We start from the raw sequence: 16,503 nt of genomic DNA, 5'->3' as shown, positions 1-16,503 counted from the left end.
CTTTACTCCGCAGCCTGCAAAGCCAATCCCGCATGCTCGCGCAATGGGTGAAACCGAATCTTCGGAAACCGCTCCTGCGCCAGTCGCACGTCATACGGACTGGTGCACAGATACGCCAGCGTATCGGCGGCGTCGTGCGCCAGGCACAACGGATAAGCGTCGGTGAATGCGCGCAGTTCGGCAGGGCTGTCGGCCGTTATCCAGCGCGCGCCCGTGTACTGGCAGTTTTCCAGCCGGATGTCAGCGTCGTACTCGGTCTTCAGCCGGTGTTGCACGACTTCGAACTGCAGCTGCCCCACGGCGCCCAACAGCATGTTGCCGCCCGCATCAGGCTTAAAGACCTGGATGGCGCCTTCTTCCCCCAATTGCGCCAGGCCCTGCTGCAGTTGCTTGGTGCGCAGCGGGTTCTTCAGCACCACGGTCATGAACATTTCTGGCGCAAAGAAGGGCAGGCCGGTGAACTGCAGGTTGGCGCCGTCGGTGATGGTGTCGCCTAGCTGCACTCCGCCGTGCGTGGTAAAGCCGATGATGTCACCTGCATACGCCTCTTCCACCGCTTCGCGGCGCTGGGACATGAAGGTGACGACAGAAGTCGGGCGCAGCTCCTTGGCGGTGCGCTGTACCTTGAGCTTCATGCCCGGGGTATACCGGCCCGAGGCCACACGCACGAACGCGATGCGGTCGCGGTGGTTGGCGTCCATGTTGGCTTGCACCTTGAACACCACCCCCGAAAAGCCTTCGTCCTCAGGCTGAATCGTCTTGACCACCGGCTGCTTGTTGACTTGCAGCGTGCTCACGCGCGGGCCGGGCGAGGGGGCCATGTCGACCAGCGCGTCCAGCACCTCCATCACCCCGAAGTTGTTCACGCCGGAGCCAAAGAATACGGGCGTGAGCTTGCCTGCCAGAAAGGCTTGCTGATCCCAGGCGGGCGATGCGCCTACAGCCAGCTCCATGCTTTCCAGCGCGGTGTCGAACTCAGCGCCGAAGCGCCCGCGCAAGGCGTCTTCATTCGACAGCGGGATAGCTTCAAAGTCTTGCGGACGACGCTCGCTCCCACTCTCGAAGACCGTCATGGCCTTGGTGCGCAGGTTGATGATCCCGCCGAAATGCTTGCCCTGGCCCACGGGCCAGGTCATGGGGCAGCAGGGCATGCCGAGTTCACGCTCGACCTCGTCCATGATGTCCAGCGGGTCGCGCACTTCGCGGTCCATCTTGTTGACGAAGGTGATGATGGGTGTGTCTCGCTGGCGGCAGACTTCAATCAGGCGGCGCGTCTGCGCTTCCACACCGTTGGCAGCGTCGATCACCATCAGGGCCGAATCGACGGCAGTCAGCACTCGGTAGGTGTCTTCCGAAAAGTCCTTGTGGCCGGGCGTGTCGAGCAGGTTGACCACGTGGTCGCGGTAGGCCATCTGCATCACCGAGGACGCGACGGAAATGCCCCGCTGCTTTTCGATTTCCATCCAGTCGCTGGTGGCGTGGCGGCTGGCCTTGCGGCCCTTTACCGCGCCGGCAATCTGGATGGCGCCCGAGAAAAGCAGCAGCTTTTCCGTCAACGTGGTCTTGCCCGCGTCAGGGTGGGAAATGATGGCAAAAGTGCGGCGGCGCCGCGTTTCTGGGGCGTAAGACAAGGGGCAGCTCGGATAGGCGTGTAAAGGCGTGCAGCAGCGCTAGGCGCCCCGCAAGGGCCGTGCGCGTGGGGTGAAGTCACACTGCCGCAGGCCGGAATGGATCGCTGGGATTCTAGCGGCGCAACCCTTGGGCAGGTTCCGAGCCTCTTGTTGGACAGAGCCCGGCAGTCCCGAGCAGAATCGCGACCCACATCCGCTGCGGCGATTTGCATGACGACTTCTTCCCAACGCCCGACTTTGCCCCAAACGACCTTGCCAGCCGGTGCGGAGGTGGGCACGCCCGCGTACCGGCGCATCACCATCGCGTTGTTCTTCGCAGGCTTCGCCACGTTTTCGCTGCTGTATTGCGTGCAGCCGCTGCTGCCGGAATTTGCGCGGCATTTCCAGATCGGTGCGGCGGCCAGCTCCGTAGCGCTCTCGGCCAGCACCGCTGCGCTGGCGGTGTCCATTCTGGTGGCGGGTGTGGTGTCGCAGGCGGTGGGCCGCCGCTGGCTGATGTTCGGCTCGATGGCGCTGGCCGCGCTGTGCAACCTGCTGGCGGGGCTGTCGCCCAACTGGGCCACCATGCTCGCCGCACGTACGCTTGAAGGCGTGCTGCTGGGCGGGGTGCCCGCCGTGGCCATGGCGTACCTGGCCGAAGAAATCGACACGCGCGGCCTGGGCTTCGCCATGGGGCTGTACATCGGCGGCACCGCGTTTGGCGGCATGGTCGGCCGGGTGGGCGTAGGGCTTTTGACCGATGCCTTCGGCTGGCGCCAGGCAATGGTCATCGTCAGCGTGATCGACCTGCTGGTCGCCATCGGCTTCGTGTTGTTGCTGCCGCCTTCTCGGCGTTTCGTTCGTGCGGCAAGCGGGGGCGTGCGCCAGCAGGCCCGCATCTGGCGTGACCATTTGCGCAATCCGGTACTGCCCCTGCTGATTGCGGTGGGATGCCTGCTGGTGGGTCCACTGGTGTCGGTTTTCAACCTGGTGAGCTTTCGCCTGTCGTCGCCAGTGTTCGGGCTGGGGCAGGCCGAGATCGGGCTGATCTTCTGCGCCTATCTGCTGGGCATGTGCGCGTCGCCCTGGGCGGGCGCGCTGGCCGACCGGCTGGGCCGCCCGGTGGTGCTGATCGGCTGTGTGTTGCTCATGGCCGCCGGCGTGCTGCTGACCTTGCCTGCGCACCTGGCTGCGATGATCGCCGGCATCTGCCTGATCACCCTCGGCTTCTTCGGCGGGCATGCGGTGGTCAGCGGCTGGGTGGGCGCGGCGGCACTGCATTCCAAGGGCCATGCATCGTCGATATACCTGTTGGCCTATTACATGGCCTCCAGCGTTCTGGGCGTGGTGGCGGGTGGGTTCTGGGAAAAGGGCCAGTGGCCCGCGGTGGTGCTGTTCTGCATGGCCTTGCTCATGCTGGCCCTGGGGGGTGCCGTGCGGCTGAGAGCTGCCGGCCCCCATCACACCCGCGCCAGCGATTGACCCGGGCAGGCACCAGCGGGTTTTGTACAATACGCGCCTTTCCGAGGAGCGTTGCAGCGTCACCCAACAGCGGGGCGTGAGGCTCGGAAGCCGGTATCTTCGCAACGACGCTCACCCACGCTGTTCCGGTGCGGTGAGTGACTGCCTTCATCTCTTGCCCCGGCTCGCGTGGTTTTCATACCCATCCTTGATTGGAGAAAACCATGAGCGCAGTTCTCAAGCCACAAGCCGACCAGGCCATCACCGACATTTCCCTTGCCGCCTGGGGCCGCAAGGAAATCCGCATTGCCGAAACCGAGATGCCCGGCCTGATGGCCATCCGCGAAGAGTTCGCCGCCGGCCAGCCGCTGAAGGGCGCTCGCATCACCGGCTCGCTGCACATGACGATCCAGACCGCTGTGCTGATCGAAACCCTGCAGGCCCTGGGCGCTGACGTGCGCTGGGCATCGTGCAACATCTTTTCCACGCAAGACCATGCTGCAGCCGCCATCGCCGCCGCGGGAACGCCGGTCTTCGCCATCAAGGGCGAGTCGCTGGAAGACTACTGGGACTACACCCACCGCATCTTCGACTTTGCGCCTAAGGGCAGTGCGGGCGAAGGCCCCAACATGATTCTGGACGACGGCGGCGATGCCACGCTGCTGATGCACCTGGGCCAGCGCGCCGAGAAAGACGCGTCCCTGGTAGCCGGCAATGGCGCTAGCGAAGAAGAGCGCATTCTGTTCGCCTCTATCCGCAAGAAGCTGTCGGAAGATGCGACCTGGTACACGCGCAAGTCGGCCGAGATCATCGGCGTGACGGAAGAAACCACCACCGGCGTGCACCGCCTGAACGAGATGTCCGCCAAGGGCACGCTGCTGTTCCGCGCGATCAACGTGAACGATTCGGTCACCAAGTCCAAGTTCGACAACCTGTACGGCTGCCGCGAATCGCTGGTGGATGGCATCAAGCGCGCGACAGACGTGATGATCGCCGGCAAGGTCGCCGTGGTGGCCGGCTATGGCGACGTGGGCAAGGGCTCCGCCCAGGCGCTGCGCGCATTGAGCGCCCAGGTGTGGGTCACCGAGATCGACCCCATCAACGCCTTGCAGGCCGCGATGGAAGGCTACCGCGTGGTGACGATGGACTACGCCGCCGACAAGGCCGACATCTTCGTGACCACGACGGGCAACAAGGACATCATCACCCATGACACGATGGCGAAGATGAAGGACCAGGCCATCGTCTGCAACATCGGCCACTTCGACAACGAGATCGACGTCGCGTCGATCGAGAAGTACGAATGGGAAGAGATCAAGCCCCAGGTGGACCACATCACCTTCCCGGACGGCAAGAAGATCATTCTGCTGGCCAAGGGCCGCCTGGTGAACCTGGGCTGCGGCACGGGCCACCCCAGCTTCGTGATGTCGTCGTCGTTCGCCAACCAGACCATCGCGCAGATCGAGCTGTTCACCAAGCCGGGCGACTATGAAGTCGGCAAGGTCTACGTGCTGCCCAAGCTGCTGGACGAGAAGGTCGCGCGCCTGCACCTGAAGAAGGTCGGCGCCGTGCTGACCGAGCTGACGGACACGCAGGCCGCGTACATCGGCGTGAGCAAGAGCGGCCCTTACAAGCCCGACACGTACCGCTACTGATCGCAGGGCGGATCGGTGGCGACAGGCCGGCAAGCCCTTGGTGGCCTGCCGGCCTGTGGCTTGGTTGATAATTGATTTGCTATAAAAATAATAGCTAATAGCGCTTGATGGATAAGCGCTAGAGGCCTATTTGACTCTAAAAAAAGGATGGGTGCATGCGCGCAGACGTGTATCTGGTGGACAAGGGCCACGCGACGACCCGGTCGCAGGCGCAGCGCCTGATCGCCGCCGGTGTGCAGTGGCGGCTGGCGGCCAGCCTGCCCTGGCACAAGGTGGCCAAGAACGGCGACGACATTCCAGAAATCGCCGAAGTGCAGCTGCTGGACCAATCCGAAGCGCGGTACCTGTCGCGCGGCGGCCTGAAGCTCGAAGGCGCGCTGCAGACCACCGGCCTGCAGGTGGCCGGCTGGCGCTGTCTGGACGTGGGCCAGAGCACCGGCGGTTTCACCGACTGCCTGTTGCAGCAGGGCGCTGTGCAGGTGATCGGCGTGGACGTGGGCCACAGCCAGCTGCACGACAGCCTGCGGCAAGACCCGCGCGTGGTGGCAGTCGAAGGCCTGAACGCCCGTTCCGTAACGGCCGCATCGCTGCGGGAGGCCTGCGAAGACGCGTTGTCCGAGCAGGTCGAGCAAGACCCGGACGACAACGACACCCAGCCCGAGGCGCCCTACAGCTGGATGCGCAACGGCGGCCTGGTCGACGAAGCGTACGACGACAGCGACGACGCCAAGGAACACGACGTGGAGGCCTTCAAGGCCGAGCGTTCAGCCAGGGCGCGTGCCCGTGCCCAGGGCGCCTTGCCCACCGTGCGCCGCCGGCGTGCGGGGCTGGAACAGGTCGACGTCACCCCGGTGTTCGACCTGGTGACGGGCGACGTGTCGTTTATCTCGCTCACGCTGATCCTGCCTGCCGTGGCGCCTCTGCTGAAGGCCGGTGGCGACCTGCTCATGCTGGTCAAGCCGCAGTTCGAGCTGCAGCCCGGCCAGGTCGGCAAGGGCGGCATCGTGCGCGACGTGGCGATGTACCCGCTGGTCGAGCAGCGCATCCGCGACTGCTGCGCGGCCGAGGGCCTTCAGGTGCTGGGCTGGTACGACAGCGCGGTCGATGGCGGCGACGGCAACCGCGAGTTCTTCATTCACGCAAGGAGTGCGGCTTGAACATCACTACCACTACCACCACCAGCATGACCGATGCGCCCGCCGCATCGGCGGCCAGATCGGGAGCGTTCCCGGTCAGCTTCGAATTCTTTCCGCCCAAGACGCCCGAGGGTGCCGAGAAGCTGCGCACCGTGCGCCAGCAGCTCTACGCCCGCCGGCCCGAATTCTGTTCGGTGACCTACGGCGCCGGCGGCTCCACGCAGGAAGGCACGTTCAGCACTGTGCGAGAGATACTGGCCGAAGGCGTGAGCGCGGCTTCGCATTTCTCGTGCATCGGCGCCACGCAAGAGACGGTGCGCACCCAGCTTGCGCAGCTCAAAGCCATGGGCGTCACCCGCCTGGTGGCGTTGCGTGGCGATTTGCCCAGCGGCTACGGCGCGGGTGGTGAATTCCATTACGCCAGCGACTTGGTGGCCTTCATCCGCGCAGAGACGGGCAACGACTTTCATATCGAAGTCGCGGCCTACCCCGAAGTGCATCCGCAGGCCCGCTCGCCCGAAGCCGACCTGCAGGCCTATGCCGCCAAGGTGCGCGCGGGTGCCGATTCGGCCATCACGCAGTACTTCTTCAACGCCGATGCGTACTTCCGCTTCGTGGACGACACGCGGCGCCTGGGGCTGGACGTGCCGGTGGTGCCGGGCATCATGCCCATTTTGGGCTCCACCCAGCTGATGCGCTTTTCCGACGCCTGCGGCGCCGAGATCCCGCGCTGGATACGGCTGCGCCTGCAGGGCTTCGGCGACGACGTGGCCAGCATTCGCGCCTTTGGCCTGGACGTAGTGGCCGAACTGTGCGAGCAATTGCGCACACGCGGCGTGCCGGGGCTGCACTTCTACACGATGAACCAGAGCGGTGCCACGCTGGAGCTGTGCCGTCGTCTGGGGCTATAGGGTCTTGCCATCGGCCCACGCAGCCCCAGACTGCGCTTGGTTACGCGGCCGCGGATGGCTCGGCTAACATCGCGCCGATGAAAATTTCCTTCGCCCCCTGGTGGTGTGGCGGTGCAAGCCGTCTCGCCCACCTTCTGGCGCAGCCCGCATGAGGCGTATCGCGGCAGCCGCCTTTCGTCCCTCCATGGTGAACGCCGCACAGTGTGCGGTGCGCTGGGGCGCCGTGCTCGCGGGGGTCTGCTTGATCGCCGCCTGCGCTGCACCTTCTCCGCCCGCCTCCGGTGAAAAGCCCGCAGCAGACAGTCCGCCACTGCGCACGCTGGTGCCACCCCGGAAGAATCAGGCGGCGACAGGTGCTGACACCAAGGCCGAGGCCGCCTCCCAGCAGGCATCAGCGGCTGGCAGCCGGGCACGCCGCGAGGCCGACCTGCCCCCCATCTCCACCGTCGTTCCGTCCATCGCACCCGCCGGCGTTCCGGGGCCCAACGGCATGTATTCGCTGGACAGCGACAAACCCGGCGGAGGCTTGCGCAAGCCGCTCGAAGACGACGACGCAGAACCCGATCAGCAGGGCATGGCGTCGTGGTACGGCGCGCGATTCCATAAACGTCGCACCGCCAGCGGCGAGCGGTTCGATATGTATGCGCTGACCGCTGCCCACCCCACCTTGCCCTTCGGCACGCGGGTGTGCGTGCGCAGCCTGGCGACCGGCCGGGCGGTACAGGTGCGCATCAACGACCGGGGACCGCACACGGGTGGCCGCATCATCGACCTGAGCCAGGCTGCGGCAAAGCAGCTGGGCATGCTGGGTTTGGGCACCAAGCCCGTAGCCATCACGGCGCTGGCGCCGGAAGACGATGCGGGCTGCCCTGAAAAGGACGTGGGCGAGTAAACAAAAGCCTGTGCCCCACGACGCATGGCGTCTGCGGGGCTGCTCGGTGCGTCAGCCGCCCGATTCGAGGCTGTGCGCGGCGTGCCGGTCCTGCTGCAGCAGCTCGGCCATCTGCGGCAGGGCGTCTTTCAGCGCGGCCTTCAGCGTGAACGGCGGGTTGATGAGGAACATGCCGCTGGCGGGCAGGCCGGGGCGTCGCTTCTCGCCTTCCGCGTTTTCGACCAGCTTGCTGTTCTTGACCGTCAGCGTGGCGTGCAGCCAGGGCTTGCCGGCCTTGACTGCCATGGTCTTCAAGCGGCGCGGAAGATCGTGCGCCTCAGGGCGCGGAATGATCGGGTACCAGATGGCGTAGGTGCCGGTGGCAAAGCGCTTGAGCGAGTCGGCCACCATGTCCAGCACGCGGCCATAGTCGCTCTTCATTTCATAGCTGGGATCGCACAGCAGCAGGGCGCGGCGAGCCGGTGGGGGCAAAAATTTCTTGACACCCTCGAAGCCGTCTTCGTGCAGCACGGCCACTTGGCGGCCGGCTTCCAGTTGGGCCACGTTGCCGGCCAGCGAGCGCAGGTCGGTCGGGTGCAGCTCGAACAGCTTGAGCTTGTCTTGGCTGCGCAGCAGTTGGTGGGCGATGAAGGGCGAGCCAGGGTAAACGCGCGTTTGCGTGCCCTGATTGAAGGCGCGCACGACGTCCAGGTAGGCCTGCAACGCAGGGGTGAGCTTGACCGCCGGGGCCTTGGCGTCAGCCGGCGCGGTCGCCAGCAACCGGGCGATACCGTCGGCCGCTTCGCCGCTGGTGTTGGCGTAGTCGCCGTCCAGCCGGTAAAGCCCGGCCCCCGCGTGGGTGTCGAGCACGGTCAACGCCGCGTCTTTCTGGGTCAAATGCTGCAAGGTGGCAATCAACACGGTGTGCTTGAGCACATCGGCGTGGTTGCCTGCATGGAAGGCGTGGCGATAACTGAACATTGCCCAATGGTAACCAGCGCGGCCGCTGGTGTGTCGTTAGGCGCTGTTTCCACGGGCGCGGAGCACTTTTGTCGCCCTGGGTGGCGTTTCTTCACCGATGATGGCGCGCGGATTGGCTGCAGCGCACGCTACGATTGGGAGGGACGCTGCTCGCCTCCCCTTTTCGCCTCCCCGTTTTTGTTCATTTCCACCATGCCCAGTCCCCTATCTGCCAGCGCCGTGAACCATGTCGATGCGCTGGAGCCCGGTGCACGCCTGGGTGAGTTCGAGGTGCTGTCGCTGCTGGGCGTGGGTGGCTTCGGCATGGTGTATCGCGCGTTCGACCATTCCCTGATGCGCTTCGTCGCCATCAAGGAATACATGCCTTCGTCGCTGGCGGGGCGTGCGGAAGGCCAGTCGCTGTGGGTACGCTCCTCATCCGACGAGCAGTCGTACCAGACCGGCCTTGCATCGTTCGTGGACGAGGCACGTCTGCTGGCGCAGTTCGACCATCCCTCGCTGGTGAAGGTGTTCCGCTTCTGGGAAGCCAATCACACCGCCTACATGGTGATGCCGCTCTATGGCGGCATGACGCTGAAGCAGGCGCGCGCGCACATGCGCACGCCGCCGTCCGAGGCCTTGCTGCGCAAGGTGCTGTGGTCGGTGCTGGGCGCCCTGCGGGTGCTGCATGACGCGCAGATGCTGCACCGCGACATCTCGCCGGACAACGTCTTCCTGCAGGACGTGGGGCCCCCTGTGCTGCTGGATCTGGGCGCCGCGCGCCGCGCCATCAGCGACCGCGACCGCCAGCACACTGCCGTGCTGAAGGTCAATTACGCCCCCATCGAGCAATACACCGACGCTGGCAGCGACCTGCAGCAAGGGCCATGGAGCGATCTGTATTCGCTGGCAGCGGTCATGCACGGGTGCCTGTGCAACGACACGCCGCTGCCCGCCACGCTGCGCTCCATCCGCGACCGCATGGTGCCTTTCTCGCGCGTGGCGCGCACGGTGCAAAAGCAGTTCGGCGTTGAATATTCGGCGCCGTTCGTCGCCGCCATGGCACAGGCGCTGGAATTGCGCCCGCAAGATCGGCCCCAGTCCATCGATGCGTTCGCGCAGATTCTGGAATTGCAGGCGCCGGCTCTGGGGCTGGAGCACTTCGACTTCCGCGCCGAACTGGGCGATGTTTGGATCGAACCAGGTTCTGCAGATGCGGCCAACCTGTCTGTGTCGTCCGCCTCAGTCGTGCTCGACGCGGTATCCATGCCCACGACGCGCGTTCCGCAAACCTTGGCCGATGTGTTGGCACAGCAGCAGGCCGCAGTCGGGGCAGCAGTGGCCGTTGTGCCGCCCGCCGCCCCACCGGCGCCCGAGAAGGCTATTGCCGATTTGGTGCTGCCCGTGGAAGAAGCCGCTACTACACCCGTTGCGAAGCCGCGGCGCGCGGCAGAGGCCAGCCAGCGCAGTCCGGCTCCGCGTTCTGCTGGCTCCGACGTGGCGGGTGGTGGCGGTCAGACACTGACATCCTCCAATCAGCCGTCGGCAGCCGCAGTCAACCTGAAGAAGTCGCCTGTCCTGGTCGCTGCGCTGCTCGGCGCGCTCGTGATGGTCGCCATTGCATCCGCGCTGTGGTGGCGGACTGCCTCCCAGCCGGTTCGCACACCCGATAGCGAAATCATCACGGAAATGGCGGAGCCGTCCGCCGTGCCGGCCTCCGCTGCCCTGGCAGCTTCAGCCGCGGGCACTCAGGCAGCGACTGCCCCTGCAACGCCTGCATCGGCCGATGCTCCGCCGCCCGCGTTCGTGACCGCGCCAGCGCCGCGTCCGGCCAAAACCGCGACGCGCCGTGACGCCCCCGCCGCCGGCACAACGCCAGCCGCTGCCACCGGCACAGTGCCCAGCGATGCGCCTGCACCTGCAACGCCAGCAGCCCCTGCGCCCGCAGCACCCCAGCGCGCCGCTCGCGCCCCGGGTCCCGACGAAGCCTGCGCCAGCTCCTCGCTGCTGACACGCCCGATGTGCGTGCACCGCGAATGTCAGGCACCGGGTGCTGCCAACCATCCCGTCTGCGTCGAAAACCGGCGCCGCCAGGAGGAAGAGGCGCGCAAGCGGGAAATGTTCTCGCAATAGCAAAGGGATGAGAGGACTGGCCGCTCCAACGCCGCGGCCGATGTTTGCATGCCTGGGACCTAAGCCTCGCCTAAGTCTTAGCTCCCACACTGCCGTTCATGCAACAACCCACTGAAAGGTTTGCCATGAACTCCATCCTCTCCACTCCTCGCCGCCTGACTCTGGCATTGGTCGCTGCGGGCGCCATCGGGGCGACCGGTGCCGGGCTGGTCACCAACATGCGGCCCGGGCATGCGGCCACGGCTGAGCAGGTGCCGGTGTCAGCGGTTGCTGCGCCAGGCGGGTTGCCGGGTGGCGGTGTGGCGATGCCCGACTTTGCGCAGATCACCGCACGCAACGGTGCGGCAGTGGTGAACATCAGCGTCACCGGCACCACCAAGACGTCGCTGGGCGGCGCGGGCGATGACGACGATGACGACGGCACGCCGGCCGCGCAGCAACGTGGCGCGCAGGGTATCGACCCCAACGATCCGTTCTATGAATTCTTCAAGCGCTTTGGCATGCCGGGCGGCGGGCGCATGCCGCATCAGCGCGAGGTGCCGATGCAGGGCGAAGGCTCGGGCTTCATCGTCAGTGCGGACGGCGTGGTGCTGACCAATGCGCATGTGGTCAAGGGCGCCAGCAGCGTCACGGTGAAGCTGACCGACCGGCGGGAGTTTCGCGCCAAGGTGCTGGGCTCCGACCCCAAGACCGATATCGCGGTGCTGAAGATCGACGCGAGCAACCTGCCGGTGGTGCAACTGGGCAGCACGCGGTCGCTGAACGTGGGCGAATGGGTGCTGGCCATCGGTTCGCCTTTCGGCTTTGAAAACAGCGTGACGGCCGGGGTGGTCAGCGCCAAGGGCCGCGCGCTGCCGGACGACAGCTTCGTGCCTTTCCTTCAGACCGACGTGGCGGTGAACCCGGGCAATTCCGGCGGGCCGCTGTTCAACACGCGCGGCGAGGTGGTGGGCATCAACTCGCAAATCTACAGCCGCTCGGGCGGCTACCAGGGCGTGTCGTTCGCCATTCCAATCGAAGTGGCGGCGAAGGTGAAGGACCAGATTTTGGCTACCGGCAAGGCCAGCCATGCGCGGCTGGGCGTGTCGGTGCAGGAGGTGAACCAGGCGTTTGCCGATTCGTTCCAGCTCGACAAACCCGAAGGCGCGCTGGTGGCGGGCGTCGAGCCGGGCGGGCCGGCCGACAAGGCGGGCTTGAAGTCGGGCGACGTGATCCGCAGCATCGACGGACAGCCCATCGTGGCTTCGGGCGACCTGCCTGCGTTCGTGGGGCAGGCCGCGCCCGGCAGCCAGGCGCGCATGGAAGTCTGGCGCCACGGCAAGAAGGAAGAGATCGTCGCCACGCTGGGCGATGCCAGCGACAAGAAGTCCGCCAAGGCCGCCGCCGCCGACCAGGCTGTGGGCAAGGGCCAGCTGGGCCTGGCGCTGCGCCCGCTCAAGCCGCAGGAGCGGCGCGAAGCCGGCGTGGAGGCCGGCCTGCTGATCGAGCAGGTGCGTGGCCCCGCAGCGATCGCGGGGGTGGAGCCGGGCGACGTGCTGCTGGCCATCAACGGCACGCCCGCGCAGGGCATGGACCAGGTGCGCGAAGCCGTGGCCAAGGCTGGCAAGTCGGTAGCGCTGCTGATCCAGCGCGATGGCGACCGCATCTTCGTGCCGGTGCGGCTGGGTTGACCGGGCTGGCGTGCCGGCAGGGCGTGGCATACGGTTGAAGCCGTCCTACCCCTGCCGGCCACAGGCTGCCGCTATGCTTTGCTGCATGCCTGCGCCTACCGAACCCCTCGCCATCCACACCCTCCATCGCTGCGCTGTCTGCGTGCGTGCGCAGGTGGCGGCGGCGCCAGTCTGACGGGAGCCGTCGGTATGCGCCTGCTGCTGGTCGAAGACGACACCATGATCGGCGAGGCCGTGCACGACCTGCTGCGCGCCGAGCACTACGCAGTGGACTGGGCGCGCGACGGTGCTATGGCCGACGCTGCCTTGCGCACGCAGATCTATGACGCAGTGCTGCTGGACCTGGGCCTGCCCCGCCGCGACGGCTTGGACGTGCTGCGCGATCTGCGCGCGCGCAAGGACCGCACGCCGGTGCTGATCGCCACCGCACGCGACGCCGTGGCCGAGCGCGTGCAGGGGCTGGACGCCGGCGCCGACGACTACCTGCTCAAGCCCTACGACATGGACGAGTTGCTGGCCCGCATTCGCGCGCTCACCCGCCGCGCGGCGGGGCGGGCCGAGCCGGCCTATGAACACCGGGGTGTCGTCATCCACCCCGCCACACGCGAAGTGACCGTGCAAAGCCAGCCGGTGGTGCTGTCGGCGCGCGAATGGGCCGTGTTGGAGCCGCTGCTGGCCCGCCCCGGCGCAGTGCTGTCGCGCCAGCAACTGGAAGAAAAGCTCTACGGCTGGAGCGAAGAGATCAGCAGCAACGCGGTGGAGGTCTACATCCACGGGCTGCGCAAGAAGCTGGGCGCCGACCTGGTGCTGAACGTGCGCGGTGTGGGTTACATGGTGCCCAAGGTATGAGCGGGCCGGCCGCGGGCGCAGAAGAGACTGGCTCGGATACGCATCCGGCCACGACCCGGCGTGCACATTCGCTGCGTGCCCGGCTGCTGTGGTTTTTGCTGGCCGCCATTGCCTGCGCCGCGCTGGCACAAGTGGGCCTGGCCTACCGCGCCGCGCTGGCTGAGGCCGATGTGCTGTTCGACTATCACATGCAGCAGATGGCGCAGGCGCTGCGCCCGGGCCTGCCTTCGCTGCCTTCAGGCGATGCGCCGCTGCTGCCGGGCGAGCCCGAGAACCATGAATTCGTGGTGCAGGTGTGGTCGTCCGACGGGCTACGCGTGTATGAGTCGGCGGTGGGCGCGGCGCTGCCGCAGCGTGCGGTGCTGGGCTTTTCCAACGTGCGGGCCAACCACACGACCTACCGTGTGCTGTCGGTGCAGACGCAAGCGCAGGTGATTCAGGTGGCGCAGGACATGGCCGTGCGCCGTGACATGGCGCGCTCGCTGGCGCTGCGCACGGCGGCGCCCATCGCGCTGCTGGCGCCGCTGCTGGCGCTGGCTGTGTGGTGGGCGGTGAGCGGCTCGCTCGCGCCGGTCGAGCGCGTGCGCCGCCAGGTGGCCCAGCGGCAGGCGGGCGATCTCTCGCCGGTCGATGGCGATGCACTGCCCGCCGAGGTGCGTCCCCTGGTCGATGAGCTGAACCTGCTGCTGGGCCGTGTGCACCACGCGTTCGAAGCGCAACAGCACTTCGTGGCCGATGCCGCGCACGAGCTGCGCTCTCCGCTGGCGGCACTCAAGTTGCAGGTGCAGGGCCTGCAGCGCGCGCCCGATGCCGACACGCGCGAGCGCGCCGTGGCGCGGCTGGCCGCCGGCATCGACCGCGCCACGGCACTGGTCGAGCAATTGCTGGCCCTGGCCCGGCAAGAGGCCCGCCTGACCGCCGGCACGCCCCCGCAGCCCGTGGTGCTGGCCGACCTGGCCCGCCAGGCGGTGGTGGACGCTGCGGTTCACGCGCAGGCGCGCAACATCGACCTGGGCCTGGGCCCAGCCGATGCCGCCGCCGTCCCCGGCCATGCGGAAGCGCTACGCATTCTGCTGCGCAACCTGATCGACAACGCCCTCAAATACACCCCCGCCGGCGGGACGGTAGACGTGAGCGTGGTGGCGGAGCGGGGCGGCACGGCGGTGCAACTAACCGTGGAAGACAGCGGCCCCGGCATCGCGCCGGAAGACCGCACGCAGGTGATGGCGCGCTTTCACCGCGCAGCGCAGTCCGAGGCCGATGGCGACGCCATCGCGGGCAGCGGCCTGGGCCTGTCCATCGTGCAGACCATCGCACGCATGCATGGCGCGGCCGTGGTGCTGGATGCATCGCCGCAACTGGGTGGACTGCGCGTGACGGTGTCGCTGCCTTTGCATGCAAGTGCGGCCGAGCCGGCGGTGGCCGGCCAGGAGCGCGGCGCATGACCTGGCTGGCCGTTCTCTCCGGCGTCGGCCATGCCGCGTTCGTGGCCCTGGGGCTGCTGGTCTACGTGATGGGCACGCGCATCGGGCACCAGCGGCGCCACCCCTCGGCCGCCATGGCCTGGGTGGTGGCCATCATTGCGTTCCCGTATGTCGCGGTGCCACTGTTCCTGCTGTTCGGCACCCGCAAGTTCGCACGGCCGCTGCGCCGGGCTCGGGCGGCCAGGGGTGCCGAGGTCGAACCGCTGCCCGCCGGCGGCCCGGTGTGGGCGATGGAGTTGCTGGCCTCCATGGAGCTGGCACCCGCCGTGCGCAACGACGCGATCGAGCTGCATCAGGACGGCGCCCAGGCGCTGCGCGGCCTGCTGCACACCATCGAATCGGCCGAGCGCAGCCTGGACGTGTGCACCTTCGTCTTCGGCGCCGACGAGATCGGCGAACGCGTCGCGCGCGGGCTGCTGCGTGCCGTGCAACGTGGCGTGGCCGTGCGCCTGCTGGTCGATGCCGTGGGCAGCCTGCACATGCCGCGCCGCCTGCTGCGTGAGCTGCGCCGCGGCGGCGTGCAGGTGCAGCGCTTCATGCCCGTGCTGCACAACCCGCTGCGCGGGCGCACCAACTTGCGCAACCACCGCAAGCTGGTGGTGGCCGACGGGGTGCGCCTGTGGAGCGGCGGGCGAAACCTGGCTTGCGAGTATTTTCTCGACCGGTCCGGCCGACCGGCGTGGATTGACCTGAGCTACGAGATCCAGGGCGCCGTCGCCGCGCAGGCCGCAGCGCAGTTCGGCGCCGACTGGCAGTCTGCCAGCGGCCGCTTGGCGCGCACCGTGCTGCCCCGCCTGCCGCCCGCAGCGACATCGCACGGCCCGCTGGTGCAGTGGCTGCCCAGCGGGCCTGACCATGCGGACGACACCGTGCACGCGCTGCTGCTGGCGGGCGGCTATCACGCCCGCCAGCGCATCGTGGCCGTCACGCCGTACTTCGTGCCCGACGACGCGCTGCTGGACGCCTGGTGCCTGGCCTGCCGGCGGGGTGTGCAGGTGAGCTTGCTGGTGCCTGCCAGGTCCAACCACCGGCTGGCGGACTGGGCGCGCGAGCGGGCGTTGCGTGAGCTGACGGCTGCTGGCGCGCAGGTGTGGCTGGCGCCGGGGATGGTGCATGCCAAGGCGGTGTTGATCGACGATGACCTGGCGATGTCGGGGTCGCTGAATCTGGATGCGCGGAGTCTGTTCTTGAACTACGAGGCGATGGCTGTTTTCTATTCACCTGTAGAGGTGGGATGGCTTTCGCGGTGGTGCGAGGCGCAGGTGGGGCTGGCTGTGCCTTACGCTGCCCGGCGGCCTTCGTGGGTTCGGGATGTGGGGGAGGGGGTGGTTAGGGCTGTGGGGTTTCAGCTTTAGTCTTTTGGGGTTTTGTTCTGCGTTTGTTTCCCGGGGCCGGGTCTCGTCCCGGCGGGCGAGGTACTTGTTCTTTGCTTCGCCAAAGAAAAGTACCCAAAAGAAAGGCGACCCGACTGTCTGCGACCCCTTTCGCCTGCGGCGAGCGGGGCAACCTGTGTCGTGCAGGGCGTGGGATGCGCCGCGGAACTCACTGCGCTGCTTTGCAGCTACGTTCAGACAGCCGCGGCGAGCTAGACAACGATGCGTGTGCGTCCTGCGGCGCACCCGCTCACCCCACGCCCTGCCCGACACAGGCGCATCCACACGGGAGTGGGGGAGCCACACGGGCCATCGCTGCGCTCGGCCCTTTGCGCAGGCGCTTGCGCCGCGCCCCAGGCCGAGCAAAGCGATGGCCCGTGTGGGTGTTGG

At 67.3% G+C, this 16,503-nt stretch carries 12 protein-coding genes and 1 riboswitch; of the genes, 10 read left to right on the top strand and 2 right to left on the bottom strand.

Annotation, left to right across the window (positions count from 1 at the left end; all coding sequences use genetic code 11):
- Positions 1-2: 2 nt before the first annotated feature.
- The gene (locus tag RQI28_RS15815; protein ID WP_311222517.1) at positions 3-1,631 is read right to left on the bottom strand and encodes a peptide chain release factor 3; all 1,629 of its coding nucleotides are present in this window, start codon (positions 1,629-1,631) and stop codon (positions 3-5) included.
- 210 nt (positions 1,632-1,841) lie between these two features.
- On the opposite strand from RQI28_RS15815, the gene RQI28_RS15810 reads away from it, so the two are divergent.
- From RQI28_RS15810 to RQI28_RS15790, 5 genes are all read left to right on the top strand, one after another.
- Complete coding sequence (locus tag RQI28_RS15810) at positions 1,842-3,092, top strand: MFS transporter (protein WP_311222516.1); 1,251 nt, start codon at positions 1,842-1,844, stop codon at positions 3,090-3,092.
- A 37-nt stretch (positions 3,093-3,129) separates the two neighbouring features.
- Positions 3,130-3,212: riboswitch (S-adenosyl-L-homocysteine riboswitch) on the top strand.
- Between the two features lie 83 nt (positions 3,213-3,295).
- On the top strand, positions 3,296-4,726 hold the full coding sequence (gene ahcY / locus RQI28_RS15805) for an adenosylhomocysteinase (RefSeq protein WP_311222515.1): 1,431 nt from the start codon (positions 3,296-3,298) through the stop codon (positions 4,724-4,726).
- A 155-nt stretch (positions 4,727-4,881) separates the two neighbouring features.
- The gene (locus RQI28_RS15800) at positions 4,882-5,883 is read left to right on the top strand and encodes a TlyA family RNA methyltransferase (RefSeq protein WP_311222514.1); all 1,002 of its coding nucleotides are present in this window, start codon (positions 4,882-4,884) and stop codon (positions 5,881-5,883) included.
- A gap of 26 nt (positions 5,884-5,909) precedes the next feature.
- Entirely contained in the window at positions 5,910-6,773 is an 864-nt protein-coding gene (gene metF / locus RQI28_RS15795; protein WP_311222648.1) for a methylenetetrahydrofolate reductase [NAD(P)H], read from the top strand.
- Positions 6,774-6,921: 148 nt separating this feature from the next.
- Positions 6,922-7,665 carry a septal ring lytic transglycosylase RlpA family protein gene (locus RQI28_RS15790; RefSeq protein ID WP_311222513.1) on the top strand — a complete coding sequence of 248 codons (744 nt, stop codon included), beginning with the start codon at positions 6,922-6,924 and terminating at the stop codon, positions 7,663-7,665.
- A 51-nt stretch (positions 7,666-7,716) separates the two neighbouring features.
- Here the strand turns inward: RQI28_RS15790 and RQI28_RS15785 are convergent, their stop codons facing one another.
- Positions 7,717-8,625 carry a 23S rRNA (adenine(2030)-N(6))-methyltransferase RlmJ gene (locus RQI28_RS15785; protein ID WP_311222512.1) on the bottom strand — a complete coding sequence of 303 codons (909 nt, stop codon included), beginning with the start codon at positions 8,623-8,625 and terminating at the stop codon, positions 7,717-7,719.
- A gap of 192 nt (positions 8,626-8,817) precedes the next feature.
- Between RQI28_RS15785 and RQI28_RS15780 the strand changes: the two genes are divergently transcribed.
- The 5 genes from RQI28_RS15780 (at position 8,818) to RQI28_RS15760 (ending at position 16,095) form a co-directional block, all read left to right on the top strand.
- Positions 8,818-10,737 (top strand): serine/threonine-protein kinase, encoded by a 1,920-nt coding sequence (locus tag RQI28_RS15780; protein WP_311222511.1) that lies wholly within the window; start codon positions 8,818-8,820, stop codon positions 10,735-10,737.
- A gap of 125 nt (positions 10,738-10,862) precedes the next feature.
- Complete coding sequence (locus tag RQI28_RS15775; RefSeq protein ID WP_311222510.1) at positions 10,863-12,407, top strand: Do family serine endopeptidase; 1,545 nt, start codon at positions 10,863-10,865, stop codon at positions 12,405-12,407.
- 189 nt (positions 12,408-12,596) lie between these two features.
- Complete coding sequence (locus RQI28_RS15770) at positions 12,597-13,256, top strand: response regulator transcription factor (protein ID WP_311222509.1); 660 nt, start codon at positions 12,597-12,599, stop codon at positions 13,254-13,256.
- Positions 13,253-14,701 (top strand): ATP-binding protein, encoded by a 1,449-nt coding sequence (locus RQI28_RS15765; protein ID WP_311222508.1) that lies wholly within the window; start codon positions 13,253-13,255, stop codon positions 14,699-14,701. Before RQI28_RS15770 ends, RQI28_RS15765 begins: the two co-directional genes overlap by 4 nt.
- Complete coding sequence (locus RQI28_RS15760) at positions 14,698-16,095, top strand: phospholipase D-like domain-containing protein (RefSeq protein ID WP_311222507.1); 1,398 nt, start codon at positions 14,698-14,700, stop codon at positions 16,093-16,095. Before RQI28_RS15765 ends, RQI28_RS15760 begins: the two co-directional genes overlap by 4 nt.
- The last annotated feature ends 408 nt before the right edge of the window (positions 16,096-16,503 follow it).

The sequence above is a fragment of the Acidovorax sp. WCS2018Noco2-16 genome (genome assembly GCF_031843945.1).
GTDB lineage: Bacteria > Pseudomonadota > Gammaproteobacteria > Burkholderiales > Burkholderiaceae_C > Paracidovorax.
This window is presented reverse-complemented; position numbering and strand designations above follow the sequence as displayed.

Excerpts from the sequence above, each read along its gene's own strand:
- RQI28_RS15810 (WP_311222516.1), top strand. The coding sequence starts at position 1,842 with ATGACGACTTCTTCCCAACGCCCGACTTTGCCCCAAACGACCTTGCCA.
- ahcY (WP_311222515.1), top strand. The coding sequence starts at position 3,296 with ATGAGCGCAGTTCTCAAGCCACAAGCCGACCAGGCCATCACCGACATT.
- RQI28_RS15800 (WP_311222514.1), top strand. The coding sequence starts at position 4,882 with ATGCGCGCAGACGTGTATCTGGTGGACAAGGGCCACGCGACGACCCGG.
- metF (WP_311222648.1), top strand. The coding sequence starts at position 5,910 with ATGACCGATGCGCCCGCCGCATCGGCGGCCAGATCGGGAGCGTTCCCG.
- RQI28_RS15790 (WP_311222513.1), top strand. The coding sequence starts at position 6,922 with ATGAGGCGTATCGCGGCAGCCGCCTTTCGTCCCTCCATGGTGAACGCC.
- RQI28_RS15785 (WP_311222512.1), bottom strand. The coding sequence starts at position 8,625 with ATGTTCAGTTATCGCCACGCCTTCCATGCAGGCAACCACGCCGATGTG.
- RQI28_RS15780 (WP_311222511.1), top strand. The coding sequence starts at position 8,818 with ATGCCCAGTCCCCTATCTGCCAGCGCCGTGAACCATGTCGATGCGCTG.
- RQI28_RS15775 (WP_311222510.1), top strand. The coding sequence starts at position 10,863 with ATGAACTCCATCCTCTCCACTCCTCGCCGCCTGACTCTGGCATTGGTC.
- RQI28_RS15770 (WP_311222509.1), top strand. The coding sequence starts at position 12,597 with ATGCGCCTGCTGCTGGTCGAAGACGACACCATGATCGGCGAGGCCGTG.
- RQI28_RS15765 (WP_311222508.1), top strand. The coding sequence starts at position 13,253 with ATGAGCGGGCCGGCCGCGGGCGCAGAAGAGACTGGCTCGGATACGCAT.
- RQI28_RS15760 (WP_311222507.1), top strand. The coding sequence starts at position 14,698 with ATGACCTGGCTGGCCGTTCTCTCCGGCGTCGGCCATGCCGCGTTCGTG.